The following is a 25,336-nucleotide window of genomic DNA, read 5'->3' as shown; positions in this document are numbered from 1 at the left end:
TAGTGTTGTGCACAAAGAATGTGTACGACGCGAACCTTGTGGGAGCGGGCTTGCCCGCGATGCTTTTGAGGGAAGAGGCCCGAAGTACGGGGCTTTCAAGGTGCTATAGAATTTTTGCTCTAAAAGTGACTATTGAATATTCAAGAGTCATAAATGTGACCGTAGAGGCCGATTTAGGCTCTAGTCGGCCCTTGGCAAAGCTGCTACTCTCGGCGCGCTTTGTGACTTCTCGGCCTTGTTAAAAGCCAGACTCACCAATAATCAAACACCAATAATAATCGCATCAAATGCGGTATTTGAATTCGCGTTGCTGAGGAGTGGGCTTCCATGATCGAAGACTTTTGGAAGGATAAGTACCCAGCTGGAATTGCTGCCGAGATCAATCCAGACGAGTATCCGAATATTCAGGCAGTGTTGAAGCAATCCTGCCAACGCTTCGCTGACAAACCGGCATTCAGCAACCTGGGCAAGACAATCACCTACGGTGAGCTGTACGAATTGTCCGGTGCCTTTGCTGCTTACCTGCAACAGCATACCGATTTGCAACCCGGCGATCGAATCGCCGTGCAACTGCCCAACGTGTTGCAATACCCGGTCGCCGTCTTCGGTGCCATCCGCGCCGGGCTGATCGTGGTCAACACCAACCCGTTGTACACCGCGCGGGAAATGGAACACCAATTCAACGACTCCGGTGCCAAAGCCCTGGTCTGCCTGGCCAACATGGCGCACCTGGCCCAGACCGTCGTGCCGAAGACCGGTGTCAAGCACGTGATCGTCACTGAAGTGGCCGACCTGCTGCCGCCGCTCAAACGTCTGCTGGTCAACAGCGTCATCAAGTATGTGAAGAAAATGGTCCCGGCGTATCACTTGCCCAAGGCCATCAAATTCAATGACGTGCTGAGCAAGGGCCATGGCCAGCCAGTGGCTGAAGCCAACCCGGCCAGCAGCGACGTTGCCGTGCTGCAATACACCGGCGGCACCACCGGCGTGGCCAAGGGCGCGATGCTGACCCACCGCAACCTGGTGGCGAACATGCTGCAGTGCAAGGCGCTGATGGGCTCCAACCTCAACGAAGGTTGCGAAATCCTGATCACCCCGCTGCCGCTGTACCACATCTATGCCTTCACCTTTCATTGCATGTCGATGATGCTGATCGGCAACCACAACATCCTGATCAGCAACCCGCGCGACCTGACGGCGATGGTCAAGGAACTGTCGAAGTGGAAGTTCAGCGGTTTCGTCGGCCTGAACACGCTGTTCGTCGCGTTGTGCAACAACGAAGCGTTCCGCAAGCTGGATTTCTCCAGTCTGAAAATCACCCTGTCCGGCGGCATGGCCTTGCAACTGGCCGCGGCCGAGCGCTGGAAAGCGGTCACCGGTTGCCCGATCTGCGAAGGTTACGGCATGACCGAAACCAGCCCGGTCGCCACGGTGAACCCGAGCCAGAACATCCAGATCGGCACCATCGGTATTCCGGTGCCATCGACCCTGTGCAAAGTCATCGACGATGCCGGTGTTGAACAGCCGTTGGGCGCCATCGGTGAACTGTGTGTGAAAGGTCCGCAAGTGATGAGGGGCTACTGGCAGCGCCAGGACGCGACCGATGAAATACTCGACAGCGAAGGCTGGTTGAAGACCGGTGACATCGCGCTGATCCAGCCAGACGGTTACATGCGCATCGTCGATCGCAAGAAAGACATGATTCTGGTCTCCGGTTTCAACGTGTACCCCAATGAGCTTGAAGACGTGCTGGCGACCCTGCCGGGCGTGCTGCAATGTGCGGCCATTGGTGTTCCGGACGAAAAATCGGGCGAGGCGATCAAGATTTTTATCGTCGCCAAACCGGGCGTGACCCTGACCAAGGAGCAGGTGATGGAGCACATGCGCGCCAACGTCACCGGCTACAAAGTACCGAAAGCCGTGGAGTTCCGCGACGCGCTGCCGACGACCAACGTCGGCAAGATCCTGCGCCGCGAACTGCGCGACGAAGAGCTGAAGAAACTGGGCGTGAAGAAAGTCAGCGCCTAGTCAAACAAAAGCCCCGCAGATGCGGGGCTTTTTTTTAAGCGGTATCAAGAGCGCTTTTGTGGCGAGGGAGCTTACTCCCGTTCGGCTGCGCAGCAGTCGTAAAAGTTGTCATCAGGTGAATCGAGGTGACTGATTTGGGGGCGCTGCGCACCCCAGCGGGAGCAAGCTCCCTCGCCACAGTAGTCCTCAGTACAGACGGGGGGTTACTGACGGAACTGCGCGAAATTGACGTTGGTACCCGCCGGGCGCATGTCCTGCAGGTAGGAGTCCTTGTCGGCGCTCAGTTCCAGGCTCAGGGCTGCCTTGCGCTTGCCCTGGTTGCGCACCACCAGGCCTTCGAGTTTCTCGCGCAGGAACACCGTCGGCACTTTCAGGTGTAGCAGTTCGTCGGTATCCGGGATGTGCATCAGCAAGTGAATCCATTCGTACTGACCAACGGCCAGGCGCGCGACCGGAATATCGAACCAGAAGATATTGCGGTTGCGGTTCAATTCGGTGAAATGGCAGTTGTTGACGCCAAGCACAGCACCGCCGAGTTCCTGGTTTCTGCGGGCAATGGCCTGCTTTTTATCGAGTTTCATAACGTTCCTACGGGATTGAATCTTCAGCGCCATGGCCTGAATACGTTGCGCATTCTCGGGGCAAAGCCTGCAAACATAAAGCCTAACCTGCGAAATGTCTGGTTAATAAATAAATGAAACTCCGCGCCAAGGCCCCCGGTCAACCCTTGTGTAACCACTTTCCCCGTTGAAATGTTCACAGGAGAAATACCATGAGCAGCACAGGCGATAAAGTTAAAGGCATGGCAAACGAAGCGGCCGGCAACGTCAAACAAGGCGTCGGCAAGGCCACCGGTAACGACAGACTGCGCGCCGAAGGCACGGTGCAAGAGAAGAAGGGCGAAGCTCAGCAAGCGATCGGCAAAGCCAAGGATGCGCTCAAAAAAGGCATCGATAAGGCGTAACCGGCGTTTGACGAGTAACAGAAACGGCCATCCGCGGATGGCCGTTTCTGTGTCAGCTTGAACTTGAACAAGGAAATTGTTTCAAAGTCGCCAAGTAGGCTACTTTGTTGTAGAAAACGGCCTCTGAGTCGCCATGACTTCAACCTTTTTGCGGCGAAAGGAGACGCTAATGTTTTTTCCGACCATGAAAGGTTTGCCCCTGCATCGGGTGATGATGCGCACGGTCACCGAGTTCGTCGACGACGAGATGTCGACCTATGCCTCGGCGCTGGCCTATCAAATGTTGTTCTCGCTGTTCCCTTTCATCCTGTTCCTGATCGCCCTGATCGGTTTCCTGCATTTGCCGGACTTCTTCTCCTGGCTGCGCCTGCAATCGGAACTGGTTCTGCCACCCCAGGCGCTGGAGCAGGTGAACCCGGTAATCGATCAGCTGCAGCAATCCAAGGGGGGATTATTGTCAGTGGGTATCGTGATTGCCCTGTGGACCGCGTCCGCCGGTGTGCGGTTGATGATGAGCGCGATGAACGCCGCGTATGACGTGGTCGAAGGCCGTCCGGTCTGGAAACGTTTTCCGCTGTCGATTTTCTACACCATCGGCATCGCCGGCATGTTGCTGATCGCCGCCGCGCTGATGGTGCTCGGGCCGCAGGTGATGGGCTGGATCGCCGCGCAAGTGGGCCTCGAAGATTTTATCGTGACCGTCTGGACCATTGTCCGCTGGCCGGTGATCGTGATTTTGCTGATGATGGCGGTGGCGCTGATTTACTACGTCATGCCCGACGTCAAACAAGAGTTTCGCTTCATCACCCCGGGTGCGGTGTTGTCCGTGGTGGTCTGGATCATCGCTTCGCTGGGCTTCGGTCTCTACGTCAAAACCTTCGCCAACTACAACGCCATGTATGGCAGTATCGGCGCGATCATCGTGTTGCTGCTGTACTTCTATATTTCCGCCGCAGTGCTGTTGCTCGGCGCGGAAATGAACGCTGTGATCGAGCACATGTCATCCGAAGGCAAGAAGCCTGGCGAAAAGGTGCCCGAAGAACCCAAACACCACGTTTCGGGACTGGGGCGAGACCACTCAATCAAGTCGACCACTGACGAAGCCATAAAATGATCCGTGAAATTCTGAAAATGGGCGATGAGCGCCTGCTGCGTATTGCCCCACCGGTACCGGCAGAAATGTTCGACAGCCCTGAGTTGTGGCAACTGATCGACGACATGTTCCAGACCATGGAAAGCGTCGGCGGAGTCGGCCTGGCCGCGCCGCAGATCGGTGTCGACCTGCAACTGGTGATCTTTGGTTTCGAACACAGCGAACGCTATCCGGACGCCGAAGCGGTGCCGCAGACGATTTTGATCAATCCGCTGATCACGCCGTTAAGCCCGACCCTCGAAGAGGGTTTCGAAGGCTGCCTGTCGGTGCCGGGCTTGCGCGGGGCGGTGGATCGTTATCAGCAGATTCGTTATGAAGGCTTCGATCCCAAGGGCCAGCCGATCGTGCGCATCGCCTCGGGATTTCACGCGCGGGTGGTGCAGCATGAATGCGATCACCTGATCGGCCGGCTATACCCTTCGCGCATCAGTGATTTCAGCAAGTTCGGGTTTACCGAGGTGATGTTCCCGGATCTCGATCCCGCGGCGGACGACTGATACCGCCCTTCCAATCCAGCACAAAATCAATGTGGGAGCGGGCTTGCTCGCGATGAGGCCCTGACAGTCAATATTAATGGTGACTGTTACACCGCTATCGCGAGCAGGCTCGCTCCCACATTCGGCCTTCACAGGTTTCTAGTGCTTCGGTTTCAAACCCATCGCAATCATCGGTTTGCTACGCGCATAACGGCTCAACCGTTCAGCCATGGCGTAGGGCAGGGGCGGGTCGAACGTAAAGCCGCGGCGCTCATAAAAGCTGCGCAAGTCCGGATGGCAGAACAACCAGACCGGCTCTTCGAGATGCTTGACGGCGTGGGCGATCAACGTCGCGGCGATTCCTTGTTCGCGACAGCGCGGGTCGACGAGCAGCCCGGTCAGCCAATGCCCGCCGGCCACTGGCCGCAAACATAACGCCGCAATGATCTCATCGCGTTTTGCCACCCACAGCCGAGCGTCGCGGACGGCTTTCATCGACGATTGGTGGGCGCGGTAAAACTTGTTCATCAACGGCCATAACGGCTCGTCGAGCAAGGTGTATTGGGTGTTGGGCATGGGCCTGGACTGTCAGTGCGCAAAGCGGGTGATTATAAAAGAACGCGGGCGCCGCGATAGGTGTATACCTGATCTCACGTCCCGTATGAGAGGAGTATGTATCATGGCCAAAGGCATGGATTCAAAGAAAGCGGCAAAGAAGAAACCGGCTAAAACCGCCGATGAAAAACGTGCGGACAAGAAGGCCAAGAAGGTGGGCGTGTTCGGCCACTGATCCTGCGTCAACGGAGCCCGAGTCCTCGGGCTCCTTGTTTTTTAGGCCTATCGAAATAACCAGATAATCTGCAAGAAATCCCTGCGCCGTTGCACAGAGAGGGACTGGTTCCCGATCTGAGCAATGCCATGCCCCATTATTTTGATGCTGCCCACCGTGAAGAAATCGAAACCCTGCGCCAACGTTTGACCGCTCGCACCGAGTGGCCGACCTGGCTGCTGTTGATCGGCGTGTACGTCGGCTGGTTCAGCATTGTCCTGGGCAGCGACCGATTGGGGCTTTGGTGGAGCACGCTGTTGCTGATTCCACTGCTGGTGTTGTGGTTGTCGGTGCAGCACGAATTGCTGCACGGCCATCCCACCCGTTGGCAAACGCTGAACAAAGTCCTCGGTTATGCGCCGTTCGCGGTCTGGTATCCCTACACCCTGTACCGCGACAGTCATTTGCTGCATCACCGCGACGAAGACCTGACCGTCCCCGGTCGCGATCCGGAAAGCCGTTACCTGAGCGCTGAACAGTGGCAGCGCAGTTCGTTGTTCGAACAAGGCCTGCACTGGCTGAACAAAACCGTGCTCGGGCGCTTTGCTCTCGGTGCGCCACTGGCCTTGCTGGCGCTGGCCCGGGAGGAGCTGCAACGGCTAAAAACGGGTGAGCGCCAAGCCTGGTTGATGTGGCTGACCCACGGTGCGCTGACGCTGCTGATGCTGACATTCATCGCGCGCTACAGCGTGCTGCCGGTCTGGCATTACCTGTTGCTGATCAGCGTGCCGGCGCTGTCGATTGCGATGATTCGTTCCTACTATGAACACCGCCCTCACGCCGCATCCGAGCAACGCACCGTGCTTAACGAAGCAGCCTGGCCGTGGCGCTGGCTGTTCCTGAACCTCAACCTGCACCTGGTGCACCACGACTTGCCGGGCCTGCCCTGGTACGACCTGCCACGGGTCTATCGCGCGCGCCGCGAGCAATGGCTGGCGCGCAGTGGCGGGTTTGTGGTGCAGGGTTATGCTCAGTTATGGTGCCAGAACGGGGTGAAGGCCATCGACAGCCCCAAGCACCCATTCCACTGATTGCGAATCAGTTCCCCTGTGGGAGCGAGCCTGCTCGCGAAAGCGGTGCCTCAGGCAACATCAATGTGGAATGTACCGGCCCCTTCGCGAGCAGGCTCGCTCCCACAATTAGAATTACGTTGTATGGAAGATTTCGATGACCCACTACATCGCCGAACTCCAGATGTACGTCGCCCCCGAGCCGATCCGCGCGGCGAACGAGCGCTGGCTCTCGCGCATCCTCGAACACTTGGGCCATGCCCGTTTGAGTGCCGAAGGGCTATCGCTGATGGACCTTTGGCTGTCCCCGCACCTGCTGCTTACCCAGACCTGCGGCTATCCATTGATGACTGCCTTGCGCGGTCGCGTCCGGGTCATCGGTCGTCCTCGTTACGAACTTCCGGACAGTAACGGCGGTAACCATTGCAGTCTGTTATTGACTCGCGCCGACGATCCTCGATGGACCTTGTCGGCCTTCCGGGGCAGTCGCGGTGTGATCAACGGTGAAGACTCCAACAGTGGGATGAATCTGTTGCGTCACCGATTGGCACCGTTGCAACGCGATGGAGAATTTTTTGCCACTATCGCCATCAGCGGCAGCCACCGCGAAAGCCTGCGCTGGCTGCGTGATGACCGGGCGGACCTGGCCGCCATCGACAGCGTGACCTTCGCTTATCTAGCGCAGTATGCCCAGGCAGAGGTCGAAGGCTTGCGCGTGTTGGCGCGCACGGCGTTTAGCCCGACGTTGCCGTACATCGCGGCCGCTGGCACTACCGATGAGCAGGCTGAACAGCTTCGACGGGTGATGAATCAAACGTTGAAGGAACTGCCCGACGTCGCCGAGACTTTGGGCCTGCAAGAAGTGCTGCCGGCCACCGAAAGCGACTATCAGGTCATTCTCGATTATCAGCAGGAGGCCGAAGCGCTGGGGTACGGGCGGTTGCGATGAGGCTTGAGGCTTGTGCCGACAGTTCCATCAATCGCGGGCAAGCCACGCTCCTACAGGATTTCGGTGGATTTGTGGGAGCGTGGCTGCCCGCGATGGCGATGCATCAGGCGCCGCTTATTTAAATTCATTTATGGAATATAAAAATTCGTTTTAAGTATTATTAATGAATAAGGCTCCTTGGTAGGATCGCGCCACCGGATCACCGGACATTCAGCGACCCCTAACCCATGGAGCCTCTATGTCCGGCGCCGACTTTTCCCATCGCAACGACGTGGGCGGATTGTTCCGCGCCCACTACGCCTGGCTGTGCGCATGGCTGCGCCATTACCTGGGGGCCAGTCCCAGCGTCGAAGACATCGCTGCCGAGACCTTCGTGCAGTTGCTCGAATCGCCCGGTCTGACACCAATTCGCGAACCTCGCGCCTTGCTTACCACCATTGCCCATCGGTTGATTTATCGGCTGTGGCGCCGTCGCGATCTGGAACGCCAGCACCTCGATCAGCTACCGGCGATTGACCCGCTCGGCGGGCCATCGCCTGAAGATCTGGCGCAGTTTTCCCAGGCCCTGACACGCCTTGATCAAACCCTCGACCGCCTTCCGGGCAAGGTCAGGGCAACCTTCCTGCTGTCGCGAATCGATGGCCTGACCTACCCACAAATCGCCGCCGAACTAGGAATTTCCCAGCGCTCGGTCAGCGTTTACATGACCCGCTCCCAGGCACTGTGCGCCCAGCACAGTGCCAACGAACCCTTGAACCGACTACCCCTGAGCCGATTCCCACTGAACCAGAGGTCCGCATGAGATCGATCAAAACCCTGCTCGGCAGTTCGCTGCTGGCCCTGAGCCTTGTGGCTGGGCACGTTCCAGCCGCAGAAAAAATCACGCCCATTCACTTTGGTGACATCACCTGGGAAAGTGGCAGCCTGATCACCGAGATCCTGCGGTTGATCGTCGAGAAAGGTTATGGCTACCCGACTGACACCTTGCCGGGCAGTACCGTCAGCCTCGAAGCAGCCTTGGCGAAGAACGATATTCAAGTGATCGGCGAAGAGTGGGCGGGGCGCAGTCCGGCCTGGGTCAAGGCGGCTTCGGAGGGCAAAGTGTCTGGTTTGGGCGACACGGTCAAAGGCGCCACCGAAGGTTGGTGGGTGCCGGAATATGTGATCAAGGGCGACCCGGAACGCGGCATTAAACCTTTGGCGCCGGAGCTGAAATCCGTCGCCGACCTGGCGCGCTACAAGGACGTGTTCCGCGATCCGGAAGACCCAAGTCGCGGACGCTTCCTCAACAGCCCGACAGGCTGGACGTCGGAGATCGTCAACAGCCAGAAACTCAAGGCTTATGACCTGACCGCCAGTTACGTCAACTTCCGCACCGGTTCCGGCGCGGCGCTGGATGCCGAGGTCGCTTCATCGATCCGCCGTGGCAAACCGGTGCTGTTTTATTACTGGTCGCCGACGCCACTGTTGGGCCGCTTCAAGCTGGTGAAACTCGAAGAACCGCCGTTCGATGCTGCAGCCTGGAAGACCCTGGCCGATGCCAACAACCCGAACCCCAAGGGCACACGTTCGATGCCGGCCAGCCTGGCCATCGGTGTGTCGGCACCGTTCAAGGCGCAGTACCCGGACTTGGTAGCGTTCTTCGAAAAGGTTGATTTGCCGATCGATCTGCTGAACCAGACCCTCGGGCAGATGAGCGAAAAACGCCAGCCACCGCGCCAGGTCGCCGAAGCGTTTTTGCGCGATCAGCCGCAGGTGTGGAAGGCCTGGGTGCCGGGGGAGGTGGCCACGAAGGTGAGTGGGAGTTTGTAAGTTCGCCTGGTGTTTCTATGGTGCATGAACCACCGCTATCGCGAGCAGGCTCGCTCCCACATTGGGTAAATGTCGGTCACAAATGGGTGGGCCGACATAAATTCCCTGTGGGAGCGAGCCTGCTCGCGATTGATCTAACGCCTTACACCAATTCCGCAGCCAACGCCGCCTTCACGGCAGGCCGCGAATCAACCCTGTTCTGAAACCGCGCCAACGCCGGCCACCGATTCAAATCGATGTCAAACACCTGCGTCCAGCGCAACACAGTAAACAGATACGCATCAGCAATACTGAATCCGTCAGCCATCAAATAATCCTGCCCCTCCAGCGTCTGACTCAACACGACAAAACGCTTGAACAGTTTCTCTTTAATGAGCGCTTTCACATCATCCGCAAACTGCGAATTGAACAGCCAACCCAGCCCGCCATGAATCTCGGTCGAAACGAAATTCAGCCATTCCTGCAAACGCACCCGCTCGAACGTCCCGTTCGCCGGTGCCAGGTTCGCCTCGGGCCGTAGATCCGCCAGGTACTGCAGGATCGCCGGACCTTCGGTCAGCACCTCCGCGTTATCCAGCTGCAACGCCGCAACGTAGCCTTTGGGGTTGATGGCAAGAAAGTCCTCGCCGCTGACGGTTTGCTTGGTGCTGTTGTCGACGCGGACCAACTCGAACGGCAAACCCAGTTCGCGCAGCACAATGTGCGGCGCCAATGAGCAGGCTTGCGGGGCGTAATACAACTTCATGGGCAGGGCTCTGGTTGCGGATTTGCGCCAGTGTCATAGTGCGCGGCATGCTCGGTAAAATTAATCTTTCAGAACACTGCCATTAGGAAAGCTACTGCCATGATGAATTTGATGCACTGGCGAATGGTGGTGGCGGTGGCCGATACCGGCAACATTACCCGGGCCGCCGAACGAGTCGGAATGACCCAGTCCGGTGCCAGTCAGGCGCTGGCACTGATCGAAGAAACCCTGGGCGTTCAGCTGTTCAGCCGGGAAAACCGTCAGACCTTGCCGACCGCCATCGGCTTGCCTGTGATCGAACAGGCGCGAACCATGCTCGGTGCTCTGGAGAACATTCGCAGTACCATCGACGCCACTAAAGATCTCCAGCGCGGGACGATTCGCCTGGCCAGTTTCCCGTTGGTGCTGACGACCTTTCTGCCGCCGCTGCTGCGCCAATTCAATCGACTGTATCCCGGCATTCAGGTGGTGGCGCTGGAGGTCAGCGACGATGAAGTGGAAACGTTGCTCAGTGATGGGCTGGTGGATGTCGGCGTGGCGTTGAACCCGGCACCCGCGCGCAATGCCGGTCGTTTGGGACGCGATGCCTGGGTGGCGGTTCTGCCCGGTGGACACCCCTTGGCGCGCCGCTCAAATGAAGAGGGTGTCTCACTGGCGGAACTGGCGGAGCAACCCTTTGTGCTGGCCACAGGCGGTTGTTCGACCAATGCCCGCAGCCTGGCCGCCGATGCCGGACTGCAACTGCTGGATGTGCGGGCCGAGGTGCGAGAGTGGAGCAGTGCATTCACCCTCGTGAGGGAAAACATCGGCGTGACCCTGGTACCGGAAATGACCCTGCCGACCCATCGCCAAGGCTTGCGCGTAGTGCCTGTGACGCCGCGCATTGATCGCGAGTTTGCCTTGGTCGTCGCGCCCAACAAAGAACCTTCGGCGCCGGTGCGGGCGTTGTTGGGCATGCTTGCAGACCGCAATCCATGTGGGAGCGGGCTTGCCCGCGATGGCGGCGTCACATTCAACACATTCGTGGACTGACATTCCGCTATCGCGGGCAGGTTTCGCGCTTGAACTGGGCGAGGTAAGTCGTTCGGGGGAAATCAAGGCACGCCGTTGCAGGCATGCTCCATGAACCCCGGCCGCAGTGCCAGTCGTTGGCAATAGGCGTCGACGGCGGGGTAGTCCGGGCGCTCCATCGGTGTCATGCGCCAGCGGTTGACCGACAGCCCGATGAGAATATCGGCCAGTGTGAAGTGTGGTCCCGCAACATACGCACCGGTTGCCGCGAGTTGCTGTTCGAGGATGCCCATTTTCGCGTTCCAGCCGCGAACGCCATCAGCAATCCGCTGCGAGTCCTGAAAGTTCGGCAGTTGCCGGACCAGCGCAAAAAATGCGTAGCCCCAGGACGGATTGAGTTCGGTGGCTTGCCAGTCCATCCACTGCTCCACGCGAGCGCGCGCCGCCGGTTCGATGGGCAACAGGTCAATGTTTTGATGTTTGCCGGCCAGGTACCGGCAAATGGTATTGGACTCCCACAGCACGCCGGCTTCGTCGATGAGGACCGGCACCTGTGCGTTGGGGTTGAGCTGGAGAAATTCCGGGCTCTGGGTCGATGCGAAACCGCTGCCCCAGTCTTCGCGTTCGTATGAAACGCCCAGTTCGTCGCAAGTCCACAGGACTTTTCTGACGTTGATTGACGAGGCCCGACCCAAAATCTTCAGCGTATGTCCCATTGAGCTTCTCCGTTTGCTGTTCCAGGTATCGGAATCTAGCACGCGGAGCGTGGGAATGGTCGTGCATCAGGTGCTCTCGCGCACCTTCAATTCAAACCCCATATCCTGCACCGGTCTGGTCACTGAATTGCCGGCCAGCAAGGTCAGCATCAGCTCCGCGGAGCGACGGCCAATGGCTTCTCGTGGGGTGCTGATGCTGCTCAGGCGCGGCACCATGTGCTCAGACGCCGGCAAGTCGTTGAAGCCGAGGATCGCCACGCGTTCGGGGATCTTGATTCCGTTGCGCAGCGCTTCGAGCAACGCGCCCTGGGCCAGGTCGTCGTTGCCGAAGAAGATTGCATCGACGTCCGGATGGGCAGCGAGCAGTTGCAGGAACAATTCGCCGCCCAGTCCCACCGACGAGGCCCGTGGGGTCAGCACTTCCAGAGCCGGATCATACAAGCCGGCCTTTTGCAGCGCGCGACGGAAACCTTCGCCGCGCAGCAGCGTGCGTTGATCCAGTTGCGCGCCGATGTAAGCCAGGCGTTTGCGACCACGGGAGAGCAAATGCTCGGCTGCCGTTTCGCCGGCAGCGACTTGCGAAAAACCGACGCAATTGAGCCCGGCCGCGCTGTCCAGTTCCATCATGTAGACGCAGGGAATGTTGCTGGTCTCGATCATTCGCCGCGAACTTTCGGTACGGTCGAAACCGGTCAGCAGCAAGCCGCGAGGCTGATAGGCCATGTAATTGCGCAGCAGGTTTTCTTCTTCATCACGCGAATAATGGAAGTTGCCGATCAACACTTCGAAGCCCTTTGGTCGCAAAACCTGATGAATGGCTTCCAGCGTGTCGATGAACAGCAGGTTGGACAGTGACGGCACCAAAACCACCACGGAATGGCTCTGGGCCGAGGCTAATGCGCGGGCGGCGGGGTTGACCACGTAGTTCAGGTCGAGGGCGGCCTTCTGGACTTTTTCCACCAGTTCGGTGGCCACGGTGCTGACGCCGCGCAGGGCGCGGGACGCGGTAATCGGGCTGACACCGGCCAGGCGCGCGACTTCGTTGAGGGTAGGGCGGCCAGTGGTGCGAGTATTTTTATCGTTTTTAGGGGTAATCATCGGACGGCTTGCCAAACAAAATTCAAGGCACTAAGGTAGCGCTGTCTCGATGCAGCTGCAAATGCGTGAACGAGGTTTGCCTGATCCTCGCTTTTTGGCCTCGAGAACGAACATGCTGCAACCCACAAAAATGACAAGAAGGCGTCGGCAACTTCTGCTTTTGCACTAGAGTCTTACGTAGCAAAGGTAGCGCTGTCTGCGCGCTGAGGTGTTACATGAATCATCCCATCACCGCCCTGGTCATCATGGGCGTTGCCGGTTGCGGCAAGACGTGCGTCAGCCAGTCCCTGTGCCAGCTTAGCGGCGCGACCGCCATTGAAGGCGACACTTTCCACCCTGCCGCCAATATCGAAAAGATGAGCGCGGGTATCCCCCTGAACGATGAAGACCGTGCCGGCTGGCTCGACAGCCTGTGCGATGAACTGCGCCGCGTCGACGCCAAGGGCGAGCGCCCAGTGCTGACTTGCTCGGCCCTCAAACACAGTTACCGCGAACGCTTGCGCAGTGCCTTGCCGGGCCTGGGCTTCGTTTTTCTTGAGCTGACCCCCGAGGTCGCCGCCGATCGTGTGTCTCATCGGCCGGGCCACTTCATGCCGTCGACCTTGATCGACAGCCAGTTCGCCACACTTGAATCGCCCGTTGGTGAGCCCCTGACCCTGGCTCTGGATGCGTCCAGCCACAGCGTCGATGAATTGGCGAAGCAGGCTCATGCATGGTGGCTCGATCATGGCTTGAAACTCGCCAGTTGAGTTTTGCTCCAAGAGATAGCGCTGTCCTGACGGCATTTGAATAATTGCTTTCATAACAACAACAAACAACGGAGACACCCCCCATGTTTGGCATGTCCCACGAGTCATTCTTGCTGCTAGACGCAGTGGTCACAGTGATCGGGCTTATCGTCCTGATCACCAAGTTCAAGTTGCACCCATTCCTCGCACTGATCATCGCCGCCGCTTTCCTCGGGCTGACGTCCGGCATGCCGATCGGCACCATCATCAAGGCGTTCCAGGACGGCTTCGGTGGTGTGCTTGGTTTCGTCGGCATCATCCTGGCACTGGGCACCATGCTCGGCAAAATGATGGCCGAATCAGGCGGTGCGGATCAGATTGCGCAGACGTTGATCCGCGCCTTCGGCAAGGACAAGGTGCAGTGGGCGATGATGTTCGCCGCGTTCCTGGTCGGCATTCCGCTGTTCTTCGAAATCGGCTTCGTGCTGCTGATTCCGCTGGTGTTCATCGTGGCCCGTCGTACTGGCGTGTCGATCATCAAGATCGGTATCCCGTTGCTGGCTGGTCTGTCCGCGGTACACGGCCTGGTGCCGCCGCACCCGGGTCCGCTGCTGGCCATCGGTGTGTTCGGTGCCGACATCGGTAAAACCATTCTTTACGGTCTGATCGTTGCGTTGCCGACCGCTATTATCGCCGGTCCGATCTACGGCACGTTCATTGCCAAGCACATTCCCGGTCATCCGAACCAGGAGCTGGTGGATCAACTGGCGCGCGATGAGGGTTCAGCCGATCTGCCGAGCTTCGGCATCACCCTGATCACCGTGCTGTCACCCGTGTTCCTGATGCTGCTCAAGACCTTTGCCGATGTAGTGCTGCCAGACGGCAACTTCTTCCGCACCTTCATGGACCTGATCGGTCACCCGATTTCGGCGTTGCTGCTGGCATTGCTGCTGTCGCTGTATACCTTCGGCTACAAGCAGGGCATCGGTTCCAGCCAAATGATGAAATGGCTGGATGCAAGCCTTGCACCGACCGCCGCGATCATTCTGATCATCGGTGCCGGTGGTGGCTTCAAGCAGATGCTGGTGACCAGCGGTGTGGGTGACGTGATCGGCCACATGGCGGTGAACGCACAGATCTCGCCGATCCTGCTGGCCTGGCTGGTGGCGGCGGTGATTCGCATCGCGACCGGTTCGGCAACCGTGGCAACCATTACTGGCGCGGGCATCGTGGTGCCGGTGGTAGGGATGATTCCGGGTGTGAACCGTGAGCTGCTGGTGCTGGCCACCGGTGCCGGTTCGTTGATCCTGTCTCACGTCAACGACGCAGGTTTCTGGCTGGTGAAGCAGTACTTCAACATGACCGTGGCGGAAACCTTCAAGACCTGGACCGCGATGGAAACCATCCTGTCCGTGGTGGGCCTGGGCTTCATCCTGCTGTTGTCGTTGTTCGTCTGACACGATCGGCAAACACAAAAAAACCGCAGCGATGCGGTTTTTTTGTGGGTGAGATCTAACCCAATGTCGAGCAAGCTTTTTGTGGCGAGGGAGCTTGCTCCCGCTCGGCTACGCAGCAGTCGTAAATCCGTCCACCGTGTTCTATCTGAAAAAAAACACGGTGATTGGTTTTGGGGCCGCTGCGCGACCCAGCGGGAGCAAGCTCCCTCGCCATAGATGTTTGTTCCCACCGGGTTTTGTGTGTCAGGCGTTGGTTTTAGTCACTAGCCCATCAGCCCGGAACATCCCGCGAATCCCGCGCACGGCCTGACGAATCCGGTCCTGGTTTTCGATCAGCGCGAAGCGCACATGATCGTCCCCATACTCGCCAAATCCCACACCCGGCGAGACGCAAACCTTGGCCTCGGCCAGCAGTTTCTTGGCGAATTCCAGCGAGCCCATGTGTGCATAAGCCTCGGGAATCTTGGCCCAGACATACATCGATGCTTTCGGGTTTTCGACCATCCAGCCCAGTTCATGCAGGCCTTTGACCAGCACGTTGCGACGCTGCCGATACTGATCGGCAATGTCTTTGACGCACTGCTGATCGCCTTCCAGCGCCGCGATGGCCGCGACTTGCAGCGGGGTGAACGTGCCGTAGTCGTGATAGCTCTTGATCCGCGCCAGGGCGTTGACCAGCTCCGGGTTGCCGACCATGAAACCGATGCGCCAGCCGGCCATGTTGTAGCTCTTGGACAGGGTGAAAAACTCCACCGCAATGTCCTTGGCGCCGGGTACCTGCATGATCGACGGGGCTTTCCAGCCGTCGTAGACGATGTCGGCATAGGCCAGGTCATGCACCACCAAAACGTCGTACTGTTTGGCGAGGGCAATCACCCGCTCGAAGAAGTCCAGCTCCACGCACTGGGCGGTGGGGTTGGACGGGAAACCGAGGATCATCATTTTCGGTTTAGGGATCGAGCCGCGAATCGCCCGTTCCAGCTCGGCGAAGAAATCCACGCCAGGGATCAGCGGCACCGAGCGCACCTGGGCGCCGGCAATCACGGCACCGTAGATGTGAATCGGGTAGCTCGGGTTCGGCACCAGCACCGTGTCGCCCTGGTCAAGGGTAGCCAGCATCAAATGCGCCAGACCTTCCTTGGAACCGATGGTGACGATGGCTTCGGTTTCCGGGTCGATGTCGACTTCGTAGCGATCCTTGTACCAATTGGAAATCGCCCGGCGCAGGCGCGGAATCCCTTTGGACGTGGAGTAGCCATGGGTGTCTTCGCGCTGGGCGACGGTGACGAGTTTTTCGACAATGTGCGGCGGTGTGGCCCCGTCGGGGTTGCCCATGCTCAAGTCGATGATGTCTTCGCCACGACGACGGGCGGCCATCTTCAGCTCGGCAGTGATGTTGAAAACGTAAGGGGGGAGTCGATCTATGCGCGCAAAGCGGCGCGGCGAACCTTGTTCGGCCATTGTTGCCTCGGATAACGTAAGCGCCCGGAACCGTCCGAGCGACGCTGGCCACTGCGGTGGCCTGTGGCGGAATGTAAGGGCAGTCGTGGCAAACTGTCTAGCCTGCGCATCAATAAATTTTTCCCAAGGATATGGTCGATGGAATTTACCAGTGGCTTCTTGTTGAGCCTTTCGCTGTGCCTGGACATCGGCGTGGCCAATATCGCGATGATCACGCTGGCGATGCAGCGCGGCTATTTTCAAGGCTTTGCCCTGGGGTTGGGGACGTGTGTCGGCGACCTGTTTTACGCGGTGCTGGCATTGGCCGGCATGACCGTATTGCTGCAGTACGAGACCGTGCGCTGGGTGTTGTGGATTGGCGGGTCGGCGTTGCTGCTGTATTTCGCGGCGAAGATGATTTATTCGGCGATCCACCATGAAGCGCTGTTGGCGCAAACCCCGGAGGTGGGGCATAACTCGCACCGTCGCGAGTTTTTCCGCGGGATTTTTCTCGCAATGTCATCGCCCAGTGCCATTCTCTGGTTCGCCGCGGTGGGCGGCACGCTGATCGCCCGTTCCGGTGGCGGTGGCGCGCTCAGTTCGGCGCTGTTTCTCGGTGGTTTCTTGTGCGCCGGGGTGCTTTGGTGTGTCGGTCTGTGCTTCGCTGCGAGCCACGGCGGCAAACTGCTCGGTGACAAATTATTGCGTTATTCCTACATGGCATCGGCAGCGATCTTCTGCTATTTCGCGGTCTACGTGATCCTGTCGGGTTATAACGAGTTCATCGGACCAGGCGCCATCGAGCAGTTGCACGCACTGTAATTGGGCGAATCGGGTTTGGCTTCTATACTCCCAGCCGAACCCACCTTTCAGTACAAGGAGTTGAGTCATGGATGAGCAAACAGGCGTCGAAACCGCCGAGCCACGCTTCGAAAACGGGCACTTCATGCTCATAGCGGGGCTTGGTGGACGATTTACTGCGGATACGACCAAAGCGATCCCCGATCTATGGGAGAAATTCATTCCCGAGATTGGCAAAATTCCCGGTCAGAAAAGCGAAGTAACCTACGGTATCTGCTGCAATCCGGATGGCAAGGGTGGTTTCGAATACATCGCCGGTGTCGAAATCAGCAAGCTTGACGACCTGCCCGAGAAGTACCGCTGGATCGAAGTTCAGCCTCAGAAGTATGCAGTCTTCGAACATAAGGGCTCTCTGGATACCTTGCCCCAGACCTTTCAATACATCTGGAAAACCTGGTTGCCGAAATCCGGTCATGAAGCTGCGGACGCTCCGGAGTTCGAACGCTACAGCGACGATTTCAACCCGAAGCTCAATACCGGTGTGCTGGAAATCTGGCTGCCGCTCAAAGCGTAAAGAGCGGGTCGAGCGGCGGATCGGTGATTCGCCTCTCGATTGATGCTGATTTATGATCCCCGACCTTTCCCTCGCCGATTCCGAGCTACCATGAACACCGTTATCCGTCACGTCAGCCCCGCTGACCTGGACCGCTGCTACGCCATCGAAACCGTTGCCTATGAAGGCGATGAAGCCGCCACCCGCGAGAAAATCGCCACCCGCATAGCCACGTGGCCCGAGGGCTTCATCGTTGCTGAAGTGGATGGCGTTGTAGCCGGTTTCATCAATTCCGGTGCGGCGTTTGAGGTGCAGATGTCGGACGAGGCATTCAAGGAACTGATCGGCCACGACCCGGCGGGCCCGCACGTGGTGATCATGTCGGTGGTGGTGCATCCGGACTACCAAGGGCAGGGCCTGGCGAAACGTTTGATGGGTGAGTTCATCCAGCGCATGCGCGCACTGGACAAGGCCAGCATCCATCTGATGTGCAAAGAGCGGCACATTGCGTTCTATGCCGGGTTTGGTTTTGCCTACATCAAGCCTTCGGCGTCCGACCATGGCGGGATGGCGTGGCATGAGATGGTGTTGACGCTGTAACCCGCCGCCGGCCCAGATCTAGTGTGGGGGCAAGCTCTAATGCCTGTCAGTTAAGGTGCGCAACTTGTGGGAGCGAGCCTGCTCGCGATGACGGCGGTACATTCAGCATCAATATTGGCTGACCCGCCGCAATCGCGAGCAGGCTCGCTCCCACAGGAGCTGCGGTGTTCAAGTCCTTAACTGACCCCATTGGGGCAAGCCCTACAGGTTTGGTGTTAATCACAAGCCTCAATCGATTCCGACAAACCCCCCGGTCTGGTGCTGCCACAACCGCGCATACAAGCCGCCATGGGCCAGCAGTTCGGCGTGGCTGCCGGTTTCGGCAATCTTGCCGTTTTCCAGCACCACCAAGCGGTCCATCCGCGCGATGGTCGAGAGGCGGTGGGCGATGGCGATCACAGTCTTGCCCTGCATCAGGGTTTCGAGGCTTTCCTGAATCGCCGCTTCGACTTCCGAGTCCAGTGCCGAGGTGGCTTCGTCCATGATCAGGATCGGCGCGTCCTTGAGCAGCACCCGGGCGATGGCAATCCGCTGACGCTGGCCACCGGAGAGCTTCACTCCGCGTTCACCGACGTGAGCATCGAAACCGGTGCGGCCCTCAGAGTCCGACAGCAACGGGATGAATTCGTCGGCACGGGCCTTGTGTACCGCTTCCCAGAGTTCGGCATCGGTGGCGTCAGGTTTGCCGTACAGCAAATTGTCGCGGATCGAACGGTGCAGCAGCGAGGTGTCCTGGGTGATCATGCCGATGCGTTCACGCAGGCTTTCCTGACCGACTTCGGCGATGTTCTGGCCATCGATGAGGATCCGTCCGCCCTGCACGTCATAGAGGCGAAGCAGCAGATTGACCAACGTCGATTTGCCGGCACCGGACGGGCCGATCAGGCCGATTTTCTCACCGGGTTTAATGGTCAGGTTGAGGTCGCCGATGATCCCGCTTTTCTTGCCGTAGTGAAAATCGACGTGATCGAAACGCACCTCGCCACGCGCCACATTCAAAGGCTTGGCCTGCTCGCGGTCGGTGATACTGACTGGCTGGGAAATGGTCTGCAAACCGTCCTGAACCATGCCGATGTTTTCGAAAATGCCAGTGACCACCCACATGATCCAGCCAGACATGTTGACGATGCGGATCACCAGGCCTGTGGCGAGGGCGATGGCGCCCACCGTGATCAGCGATTGCGTCCACAGCCACAGTGCGAGGCCGGTGGTGCTGACGATCAGCAGGCCGTTCATGCTGGTGATGGCAACGTCCATGCTGGTCACCACACGGCCGGCCAGTTGGGCTTTTTCGGTTTGCTCCTTGATCGCTTCGCGGGCGTATTGCTGCTCGAAGTTGGTGTGAGCGAACAGCTTCAGGGTGGTGATGTTGGTGTAGCCATCGACGATCCGCCCCATGAGTTTGGAGCGCGCATCGGAGGACACCACCGAGCGTTCCTTGACCCGTGGCACGAAGTAGTAGAGGGCGCCGATGAAGGCGGCGATCCAGGTCAGCAGCGGGATCATCAGGCGCCAGTCGGCTTCGGCGAACAGCACCAATGAACTGATCGCATAGATCAGCACGTGCCATAGCGCGTCCACCGCTTGCACAGCGGAATCGCGCAACGAGTTGCCGGTCTGCATGATGCGTTGGGCGATGCGCCCGGCGAAGTCGTTCTGGAAGAAATTGAGGCTCTGTTTGAGCACGTAACTGTGGTTTTGCCAGCGGATCAGGCTGGTCAGGCTGGGGCTCAAGGTCTGGTGTACCAGCAAGTCATGCAGGCCAACAAATATCGGGCGCAGGACCAGCGCAACCACCGCCATCCAGGCCAGTTCGATGCCGTGTTCCTTGAAGAAATTGACATTGGGCGTGCCTTGGGCGAGGTCGATGATGCGGCTCAGGTAGCTGAACAGCGCCACTTCGATCAGCGCGCCGAACAGGCCGACGATCAGCAGGACGGCGAAACTCGGCCAGACCTGCTTCAGGTAGTAGGTATAGAAGGGGAGAACCCGATCCGGCGGAGCCGCCGTCGGTGCATCGCGGAAAATGTCGATCAGTTTTTCAAAACGGCGATAAAGCATCAGTTCTTCGCCCGCGCACGGGCTCTCCTTTAAACGATATGAGCGGCGCCGGAAGCACCGGCGGCCGCTCAAAACTCCCTGTCCAGCTTACTCTCAGTCGATGCGCTTGGCCGACTTGATGAAGACAGGGTCGGCCGGCACGTCTTTCATGCCACCGCGGGTGGTGGTTGGCGAGTTGACGATGATGTCCACCACGTCCATGCCTTTCACGACTTTACCGAACACCGCGTAGCCGTCGCCCTGGTCGAGGAAGTCATTGTCTTTGACGTTGACGAAGAACTGGCTGGTGGCCGAATCCGGGACGGACGTACGGGCCATGGACAGCGTGCCACGCACGTTATGCAGGCCGTTCTTGGATTCGTTCTTGATCGGCGCCTTGGTTTCTTTTTGCTGCATCTGTTGAGTGAAACCGCCGCCCTGGACCATAAAGCCAGGAATCACACGATGAAAAATCGTGTTGTTGTAGAAACCGCTGTCGACGTACTCAAGGAAGTTCTTGGTACTGATCGGCGCTTTGACCGGGTCCAGTTCGATTTCGATCTGGCCGTTGGTGGTTTCCAGCAGCACGTGCGGCGCCTTGGCGGGCGTGGCGGCCATCAGGTTGGCGGCAAATAGAACGGAGCCGGCGACGAGGGCGATTTTTTTCAGCATGGGTCAGTGATCCTGAGTAGTGGTGTCGACTGCGGTGAGAAACTCGAGCAGCGTTTGGTTGAAGCGTTCGGGTTGATCCAGCGGGGTGGCGTGGCGCGAGTCGGCGATCACCACCAGCCGCGCATCGGGCAGCAGTTTTACATAGGTTTCTTTCAACGCGACCGGAGTGTAGTCACGGTCGGCGCTGACGATGAGGGTTGGACAGGACACTTTGGAAAGTCGTTCCTGAACCCCCCAGCCAACGATGGCATCGAAGCTGGCGAGATAAGCATGTTTGTCGTTTTTTGCCCAGCGCGCCGCTATTTTTTGTCGTAGCGAAGCTTGCTCGGGCTTGGGAAACAGCTTGGCGCCCAGGGCCTTGCCGATGGTGCCCATGCTCAGCGCGCGCATCAGACTCCAACGCTTGAACCACTGCCAGTAATCGTTGCGGCTGCGCCGTTTGACCTCGGGCGCGCTGTTGACGATGCACAGGCTCTTGAGCAGTTGTGGCTGGTCCACCGCCAGTTGAAAAGCGATCATGCCACCCATCGAAAGCCCGACAAGATGCGCAGGGCCAAGATTCAAGTGTTCCATCAACGCAATCAGGTCGGCGCTGAACCCGGCGATGCTGTAGCGCTCGCGGGGTTTGTCGGAGCGCCCGTGGCCGCGTACATCCGGGACAATCACCCGATGGTGGGCCGAGAGCGCCGGGATCTGCATTTCCCAGTCCAGGGTGCTGGAACCCAGCCCGTGAACCAGCAGCAACGGCGTGCCTTGGCCATATTCCTCATAGTGCAGGTTGCAACCTTCATGTTCGAAATAGGCCATGGGTACACTCCGTGTCAGGCTTGTTCAGGGGCGGCGAAGGGCGCATCCAGCGGCGCGGTATCGAAGGTGCGCAGCAGTTCGATGAGAATCTGCGTGGCCGGGCCCAAGGGTTTGTCCTTGTTTGAATACAGATAGAAGCTCGGGTTGCGGCTGCCACCCTGGTCCAACGGTAGCACTTTGAGCGTCCCTTCCTTGAGTTCGCGCTCGATCATGTGCCGGGGCAGCCAGGCGAAGCCCAGGCCGCTGCTGACGAAAGTCGCGGCGGTGGCCAGGCTGCCGACGGTCCAGCGCTGTTCGGCGCCGAGCCAGCCGACGTCTCGCGGTTGTTGACGGCCGGAGTCGCGGATTACCACTTGCATCTGGCTCTCCAGGTCCTGGAAGCTCAGTTCGCGGTTCAGGCGATGCAAGGGATGCTCGGGGTGGGCGACCGCGATAAATTCGACGTCGCTCAATTCTGCGCCCAGATAACCGGGAATGCTGAAACCGGTGATGGCCAGATCGGCCACGCCTTCAAGCAACACTTCCTCGACACCCGACAACACTTCTTCGCGCAGACGCACCCGGCAGCCACGGCTTTGCGGCATGAACGCGGTCAGTGCGCGAACGAGGCGGGCGCTGGGGTAGGCGGCGTCGACCACCAGCCGCACTTCCGCTTCCCAGCCTTGCTCCATGTGATGGGCCAGGTCTTCCAGCTGGCTGGCCTGTTTCACCAGTTGCCGGGAGCGGCGCAGCAGCACGCCGCCGGCTTCGGTGAGCACCGCTTTGCGGCCGTCGATGCGTAGCAATGGCACACCGAGCTGGTCCTGCATGCGCGCTACGGTGTAGCTGACCGACGATTGCGAGCGGTGCAGCGCTTCGGCGGCCTGGGCGAAACCGCCGTGATCGACCACGGCCTGCAATGTTCGCCATTGATCAAGGGTCACGCGGGGCGCTTTCATGTTGAGTTCCTCTTGTCCTAAGCTGGCAGTCCTTATTGGAGGCTGCTGAATGAAAAAACTTTGTTGTGTGATGGCGGGTTGTGCAGTGTTGGCAATGCTGCCGCTGACTGCGTTTGCTTATCCGATCGACGTTCAAAAGCAATTGAACGGCTTGAGCATCGACTACAACTCGTACGACACGGATAACGACATCGCCTCCATTCAAGTGAACAACTACGGCAGCACCGACGCGATCTGCAAGGTGGTTTTCAACAATGGCCCGGAGTCGCCGCGCACCCGCACAATCGAAGTGCCCGCCGGTAAACACAAAAACGCCACCGCCAAGTTCACCCGGACCATCATCAAGATGCGTATCAACCTGACCTGCACCCCGAAATGACTTTACAACCCTGTGGGAGCGGGCTGTGGCGAGGGGGCTTGCCCCCGTTGGGCTGCGAAGCCGCCCCAAAAATCTGATATACCAAAGATCTTGTGAGTGCTATGCACTCAAACGGGGGCAAGCCCCTTCGCCACACCCGATCCCAAAGGGCATGCTCCGCTTATAAACGAATTTATCGATGCTTTATAGCAGTTATTTGCGCTTTTTCATCGATATGACTCTGTTTAACCTTCACTCCATCGACCTACAGCATTCTCAGATGGAGGCTACATCCCATGTCCCGCGTTCTGATCATCGAAAGCAGCGCCCGTCAGCAAGACTCGGTTTCCCGCCAGCTGACCCAGACCTTCATCAGCCAATGGAAAGCCGCACACCCGGCCGACCAGATCACCGTCCGTGACCTAGCCACCACCCCGGTGCCGCACCTGGACATCAACTTGCTGGGCGGCTGGATGAAACCTGCCGAACAACGCAACGACATCGAACAAGCCTCGTTGGAACGCTCCAACCTGCTGACCGATGAATTGCTGGCCGCCGACGTACTGGTAATGGCCGCACCGATGTACAACTTTGCCATTCCAAGCACTCTCAAAGCCTGGCTCGACCACGTGCTGCGTGCCGGCGTGACCTTCAAGTACACCGAAACCGGCCCGCAAGGTTTGCTCAACGGCAAGCGTGTTTATGTGCTGACCGCTCGCGGTGGTATCCATGCCGGAGCCGCCTCGGATCACCAGGAACCGTACCTGCGCCAGGTCATGGCCTTCATCGGCATCCACGACGTAACGTTCATTCACGCCGAAGGCATGAACCTGGGCGGCGGCTTCCAGGAGAAAGGCCTGAACCAGGCCAACGCCAAGCTTTCCCAGGTCGCCTGACCCGTTAATCGCCAGATAATCGCTGGATGGTCTAGTGATCTGGCGCAACCCTTCAAGCCTGTACGCGCATCGAACTTCCCTTTGCACTTGTTGCTCCTGAGTGCTGTAGCCCGATTGAACGCATTAGCGAGATCGGGCTTTTTTTTGCCTGCGATTTTGTGAATGAGCACACAACCCTTGTGGGAGCGAGCCTGCTCGCGATAGCGGTGTGTCAGCCAACATCAATGTTGAATGTAACGCCGTCATCGCGAGCAGGCTCGCTCCCACAGGGGATTTGTGTGTGGCCTGACGATTCGCGATGAAGGGCAAAACCCGCTATCGTCGCCGCCATTCGAAATGAGGCGACCATGGGCTATCTACTTTTTGTCACGCTGATCCAGGCGTTTTCCTTCAGCTTGATCGGCGAATACCTGGCCGGTCATGTCGACAGTTACTTCGCGGTGCTGGTGCGGGTGCTGCTGGCGGGGTTGGTGTTCATTCCGCTGACACGCTGGCGTCAGGTTGAGCCGGCGTTCATGCGCGGCATGTTGCTGATCGGCGCGTTGCAGTTCGGCGTGACTTACGTCTGCCTGTACCTGAGCTTCCGGGTGCTGACGGTGCCGGAAGTGTTGTTGTTCACCATCCTCACGCCGCTGCACGTGACCCTGATCGAAGACGCGCTGAACCGGCGCTTCAATCCGTGGGCCTTGATTGCGGCACTGGTGGCGGTGGCGGGCGCGGCGGTGATTCGGTTTGATCGGATCAACCCGGATTTCTTCATGGGCTTTCTGTTACTGCAACTGGCCAACTTCACCTACGCCGCCGGGCAGGTGCTCTACAAACATCTGGTGGCCCGACATCCGAGTGATCTGCCGCATTACCGGCGCTTCGGCTACTTCTACCTGGGCGCGTTGGCGGTGGCGTTGCCGGCGTTTCTGCTGTTCGGCAAACAGAACTTCCTGCCTGAAGCACCGCTGCAATGGGGCGTGCTGCTGTTCCTCGGCCTGGTCTCGACCGCGCTGGGCTTGTACTGGTGGAACAAGGGCGCGTGCCTGGTGAACGGCGGGACGCTGGCGGTGATGAACAATTTGCATGTGCCGGTGGGGTTGTTGATCAACTTGCTGATCTGGAATCAGCATGAAGAATTGGGGCGGTTGTTGTTGGGTGGGATGGTGATTCTGATGGCGGTGTGGATTAGTCGGTTGGGTGTACAAAAAACGGTGGCCGCACACTAAACCCTGTGGGAGCGAGCCCGCTCGCGATAGCGGTATGACAG

The 25,336-nt window shown here is 58.7% G+C and carries 27 protein-coding genes; 17 read left to right on the top strand and 10 right to left on the bottom strand.

The window, feature by feature from the left end:
* Positions 1-327: 327 nt before the first annotated feature.
* Positions 328-2,028 carry a long-chain-fatty-acid--CoA ligase FadD1 gene (gene fadD1, locus BK662_RS09830; RefSeq protein ID WP_123357901.1) on the top strand — a complete coding sequence of 567 codons (1,701 nt, stop codon included), beginning with the start codon at positions 328-330 and terminating at the stop codon, positions 2,026-2,028.
* 203 nt (positions 2,029-2,231) lie between these two features.
* On the opposite strand, the gene BK662_RS09825 is transcribed toward fadD1, so the two are convergent.
* On the bottom strand, positions 2,232-2,609 hold the full coding sequence (locus tag BK662_RS09825; protein ID WP_123357900.1) for a hypothetical protein: 378 nt from the start codon (positions 2,607-2,609) through the stop codon (positions 2,232-2,234).
* A 191-nt stretch (positions 2,610-2,800) separates the two neighbouring features.
* Between BK662_RS09825 and BK662_RS09820 the strand changes: the two genes are divergently transcribed.
* The 3 genes from BK662_RS09820 (at position 2,801) to def (ending at position 4,642) form a co-directional block, all read left to right on the top strand.
* Positions 2,801-2,992: a CsbD family protein gene (locus BK662_RS09820; protein WP_123357899.1), complete on the top strand. Its 192-nt coding sequence runs from the start codon at positions 2,801-2,803 to the stop codon at positions 2,990-2,992.
* A gap of 169 nt (positions 2,993-3,161) precedes the next feature.
* Positions 3,162-4,106 carry a YihY/virulence factor BrkB family protein gene (locus tag BK662_RS09815; RefSeq protein WP_123357898.1) on the top strand — a complete coding sequence of 315 codons (945 nt, stop codon included), beginning with the start codon at positions 3,162-3,164 and terminating at the stop codon, positions 4,104-4,106.
* Entirely contained in the window at positions 4,103-4,642 is a 540-nt protein-coding gene (gene def / locus BK662_RS09810) for a peptide deformylase (RefSeq protein WP_123357897.1), read from the top strand. Before BK662_RS09815 ends, def begins: the two co-directional genes overlap by 4 nt.
* Before the next feature lie 138 nt (positions 4,643-4,780).
* On the opposite strand, the gene BK662_RS09800 is transcribed toward def, so the two are convergent.
* Entirely contained in the window at positions 4,781-5,197 is a 417-nt protein-coding gene (locus BK662_RS09800) for a GNAT family N-acetyltransferase (RefSeq protein WP_123357895.1), read from the bottom strand.
* A 342-nt stretch (positions 5,198-5,539) separates the two neighbouring features.
* On the opposite strand from BK662_RS09800, the gene BK662_RS09795 reads away from it, so the two are divergent.
* From BK662_RS09795 to BK662_RS09780, 4 genes are all read left to right on the top strand, one after another.
* Positions 5,540-6,481 (top strand): fatty acid desaturase, encoded by a 942-nt coding sequence (locus BK662_RS09795; RefSeq protein WP_123357894.1) that lies wholly within the window; start codon positions 5,540-5,542, stop codon positions 6,479-6,481.
* A gap of 136 nt (positions 6,482-6,617) precedes the next feature.
* Positions 6,618-7,409: a phosphate/phosphite/phosphonate ABC transporter substrate-binding protein gene (locus BK662_RS09790; protein ID WP_123357893.1), complete on the top strand. Its 792-nt coding sequence runs from the start codon at positions 6,618-6,620 to the stop codon at positions 7,407-7,409.
* Between the two features lie 238 nt (positions 7,410-7,647).
* Entirely contained in the window at positions 7,648-8,211 is a 564-nt protein-coding gene (locus BK662_RS09785; protein ID WP_123357892.1) for a sigma-70 family RNA polymerase sigma factor, read from the top strand.
* Positions 8,208-9,221, top strand: a complete 1,014-nt coding sequence (locus tag BK662_RS09780; RefSeq protein WP_123357891.1) for an ABC transporter substrate-binding protein — start codon at positions 8,208-8,210, stop codon at positions 9,219-9,221. The genes BK662_RS09785 and BK662_RS09780 overlap by 4 nt, the downstream gene beginning before the upstream one ends.
* A gap of 142 nt (positions 9,222-9,363) precedes the next feature.
* Here BK662_RS09780 and gstA read toward each other — a convergent pair whose 3' ends face one another.
* Positions 9,364-9,966, bottom strand: a complete 603-nt coding sequence (gstA, locus tag BK662_RS09775) for a glutathione transferase GstA (protein ID WP_123357890.1) — start codon at positions 9,964-9,966, stop codon at positions 9,364-9,366.
* A 99-nt stretch (positions 9,967-10,065) separates the two neighbouring features.
* Between gstA and BK662_RS09770 the strand changes: the two genes are divergently transcribed.
* Complete coding sequence (locus BK662_RS09770; protein WP_259695891.1) at positions 10,066-10,998, top strand: LysR family transcriptional regulator; 933 nt, start codon at positions 10,066-10,068, stop codon at positions 10,996-10,998.
* 62 nt (positions 10,999-11,060) lie between these two features.
* On the opposite strand, the gene BK662_RS09760 is transcribed toward BK662_RS09770, so the two are convergent.
* Together BK662_RS09760 and gntR are read right to left on the bottom strand one after the other, a co-directional pair.
* Positions 11,061-11,693, bottom strand: coding sequence for a glutathione S-transferase family protein (locus BK662_RS09760; RefSeq protein WP_123357889.1), 633 nt, complete (start codon positions 11,691-11,693; stop codon positions 11,061-11,063).
* A 66-nt stretch (positions 11,694-11,759) separates the two neighbouring features.
* Positions 11,760-12,791 (bottom strand): HTH-type transcriptional regulator GntR, encoded by a 1,032-nt coding sequence (gene gntR / locus BK662_RS09755; RefSeq protein WP_123357888.1) that lies wholly within the window; start codon positions 12,789-12,791, stop codon positions 11,760-11,762.
* A 215-nt stretch (positions 12,792-13,006) separates the two neighbouring features.
* Between gntR and BK662_RS09750 the strand changes: the two genes are divergently transcribed.
* Together BK662_RS09750 and BK662_RS09745 are read left to right on the top strand one after the other, a co-directional pair.
* Complete coding sequence (locus BK662_RS09750) at positions 13,007-13,540, top strand: gluconokinase (protein WP_007902444.1); 534 nt, start codon at positions 13,007-13,009, stop codon at positions 13,538-13,540.
* A gap of 83 nt (positions 13,541-13,623) precedes the next feature.
* Positions 13,624-14,976 (top strand): GntP family permease, encoded by a 1,353-nt coding sequence (locus tag BK662_RS09745; protein ID WP_123357887.1) that lies wholly within the window; start codon positions 13,624-13,626, stop codon positions 14,974-14,976.
* Between the two features lie 243 nt (positions 14,977-15,219).
* Here the strand turns inward: BK662_RS09745 and alaC are convergent, their stop codons facing one another.
* A complete protein-coding gene (alaC, locus tag BK662_RS09740) occupies positions 15,220-16,437 on the bottom strand; it encodes an alanine transaminase (protein ID WP_123357886.1) in 1,218 nt (405 codons plus the stop codon).
* Positions 16,438-16,575: 138 nt separating this feature from the next.
* Here alaC and BK662_RS09735 point away from each other — a divergent pair, with 138 nt between their 5' ends.
* The 3 genes from BK662_RS09735 to BK662_RS09725 all read left to right on the top strand — a co-directional run bounded on the left by BK662_RS09735 (position 16,576) and on the right by BK662_RS09725 (position 18,370).
* Positions 16,576-17,238 (top strand): LysE family translocator, encoded by a 663-nt coding sequence (locus BK662_RS09735; RefSeq protein ID WP_123357885.1) that lies wholly within the window; start codon positions 16,576-16,578, stop codon positions 17,236-17,238.
* Between the two features lie 67 nt (positions 17,239-17,305).
* Positions 17,306-17,791 (top strand): GyrI-like domain-containing protein, encoded by a 486-nt coding sequence (locus BK662_RS09730; RefSeq protein WP_048395713.1) that lies wholly within the window; start codon positions 17,306-17,308, stop codon positions 17,789-17,791.
* 90 nt (positions 17,792-17,881) lie between these two features.
* On the top strand, positions 17,882-18,370 hold the full coding sequence (locus BK662_RS09725; RefSeq protein ID WP_123357884.1) for a GNAT family N-acetyltransferase: 489 nt from the start codon (positions 17,882-17,884) through the stop codon (positions 18,368-18,370).
* Between the two features lie 228 nt (positions 18,371-18,598).
* Here the strand turns inward: BK662_RS09725 and BK662_RS09720 are convergent, their stop codons facing one another.
* The 4 genes from BK662_RS09720 to BK662_RS09705 all read right to left on the bottom strand — a co-directional run bounded on the left by BK662_RS09720 (position 18,599) and on the right by BK662_RS09705 (position 22,827).
* On the bottom strand, positions 18,599-20,431 hold the full coding sequence (locus BK662_RS09720; RefSeq protein ID WP_123357883.1) for an ABC transporter ATP-binding protein: 1,833 nt from the start codon (positions 20,429-20,431) through the stop codon (positions 18,599-18,601).
* 93 nt (positions 20,432-20,524) lie between these two features.
* Complete coding sequence (locus BK662_RS09715) at positions 20,525-21,082, bottom strand: peptidylprolyl isomerase A (protein WP_008013582.1); 558 nt, start codon at positions 21,080-21,082, stop codon at positions 20,525-20,527.
* A 3-nt stretch (positions 21,083-21,085) separates the two neighbouring features.
* Positions 21,086-21,889, bottom strand: a complete 804-nt coding sequence (locus tag BK662_RS09710; protein WP_123357882.1) for an alpha/beta fold hydrolase — start codon at positions 21,887-21,889, stop codon at positions 21,086-21,088.
* Between the two features lie 14 nt (positions 21,890-21,903).
* The gene (locus BK662_RS09705) at positions 21,904-22,827 is read right to left on the bottom strand and encodes a PA3225 family LysR-type transcriptional regulator (RefSeq protein ID WP_007984865.1); all 924 of its coding nucleotides are present in this window, start codon (positions 22,825-22,827) and stop codon (positions 21,904-21,906) included.
* 49 nt (positions 22,828-22,876) lie between these two features.
* Here BK662_RS09705 and BK662_RS09700 point away from each other — a divergent pair, with 49 nt between their 5' ends.
* From BK662_RS09700 to BK662_RS09690, 3 genes are all read left to right on the top strand, one after another.
* Positions 22,877-23,206 carry a 3-phosphoglycerate kinase gene (locus BK662_RS09700; RefSeq protein WP_123357881.1) on the top strand — a complete coding sequence of 110 codons (330 nt, stop codon included), beginning with the start codon at positions 22,877-22,879 and terminating at the stop codon, positions 23,204-23,206.
* 275 nt (positions 23,207-23,481) lie between these two features.
* Positions 23,482-24,081, top strand: a complete 600-nt coding sequence (locus tag BK662_RS09695) for an FMN-dependent NADH-azoreductase (RefSeq protein ID WP_123357880.1) — start codon at positions 23,482-23,484, stop codon at positions 24,079-24,081.
* Between the two features lie 347 nt (positions 24,082-24,428).
* Entirely contained in the window at positions 24,429-25,295 is an 867-nt protein-coding gene (locus BK662_RS09690) for a carboxylate/amino acid/amine transporter (protein WP_123357879.1), read from the top strand.
* Positions 25,296-25,336 lie beyond the last annotated feature (41 nt).

This window comes from Pseudomonas frederiksbergensis (assembly GCF_003732275.1).
Lineage (GTDB): Bacteria > Pseudomonadota > Gammaproteobacteria > Pseudomonadales > Pseudomonadaceae > Aquipseudomonas > Aquipseudomonas frederiksbergensis_H.
The sequence above is the reverse complement of the archived record's forward strand: the minus strand, read 5'-3'. Positions and strand labels throughout refer to the sequence as shown.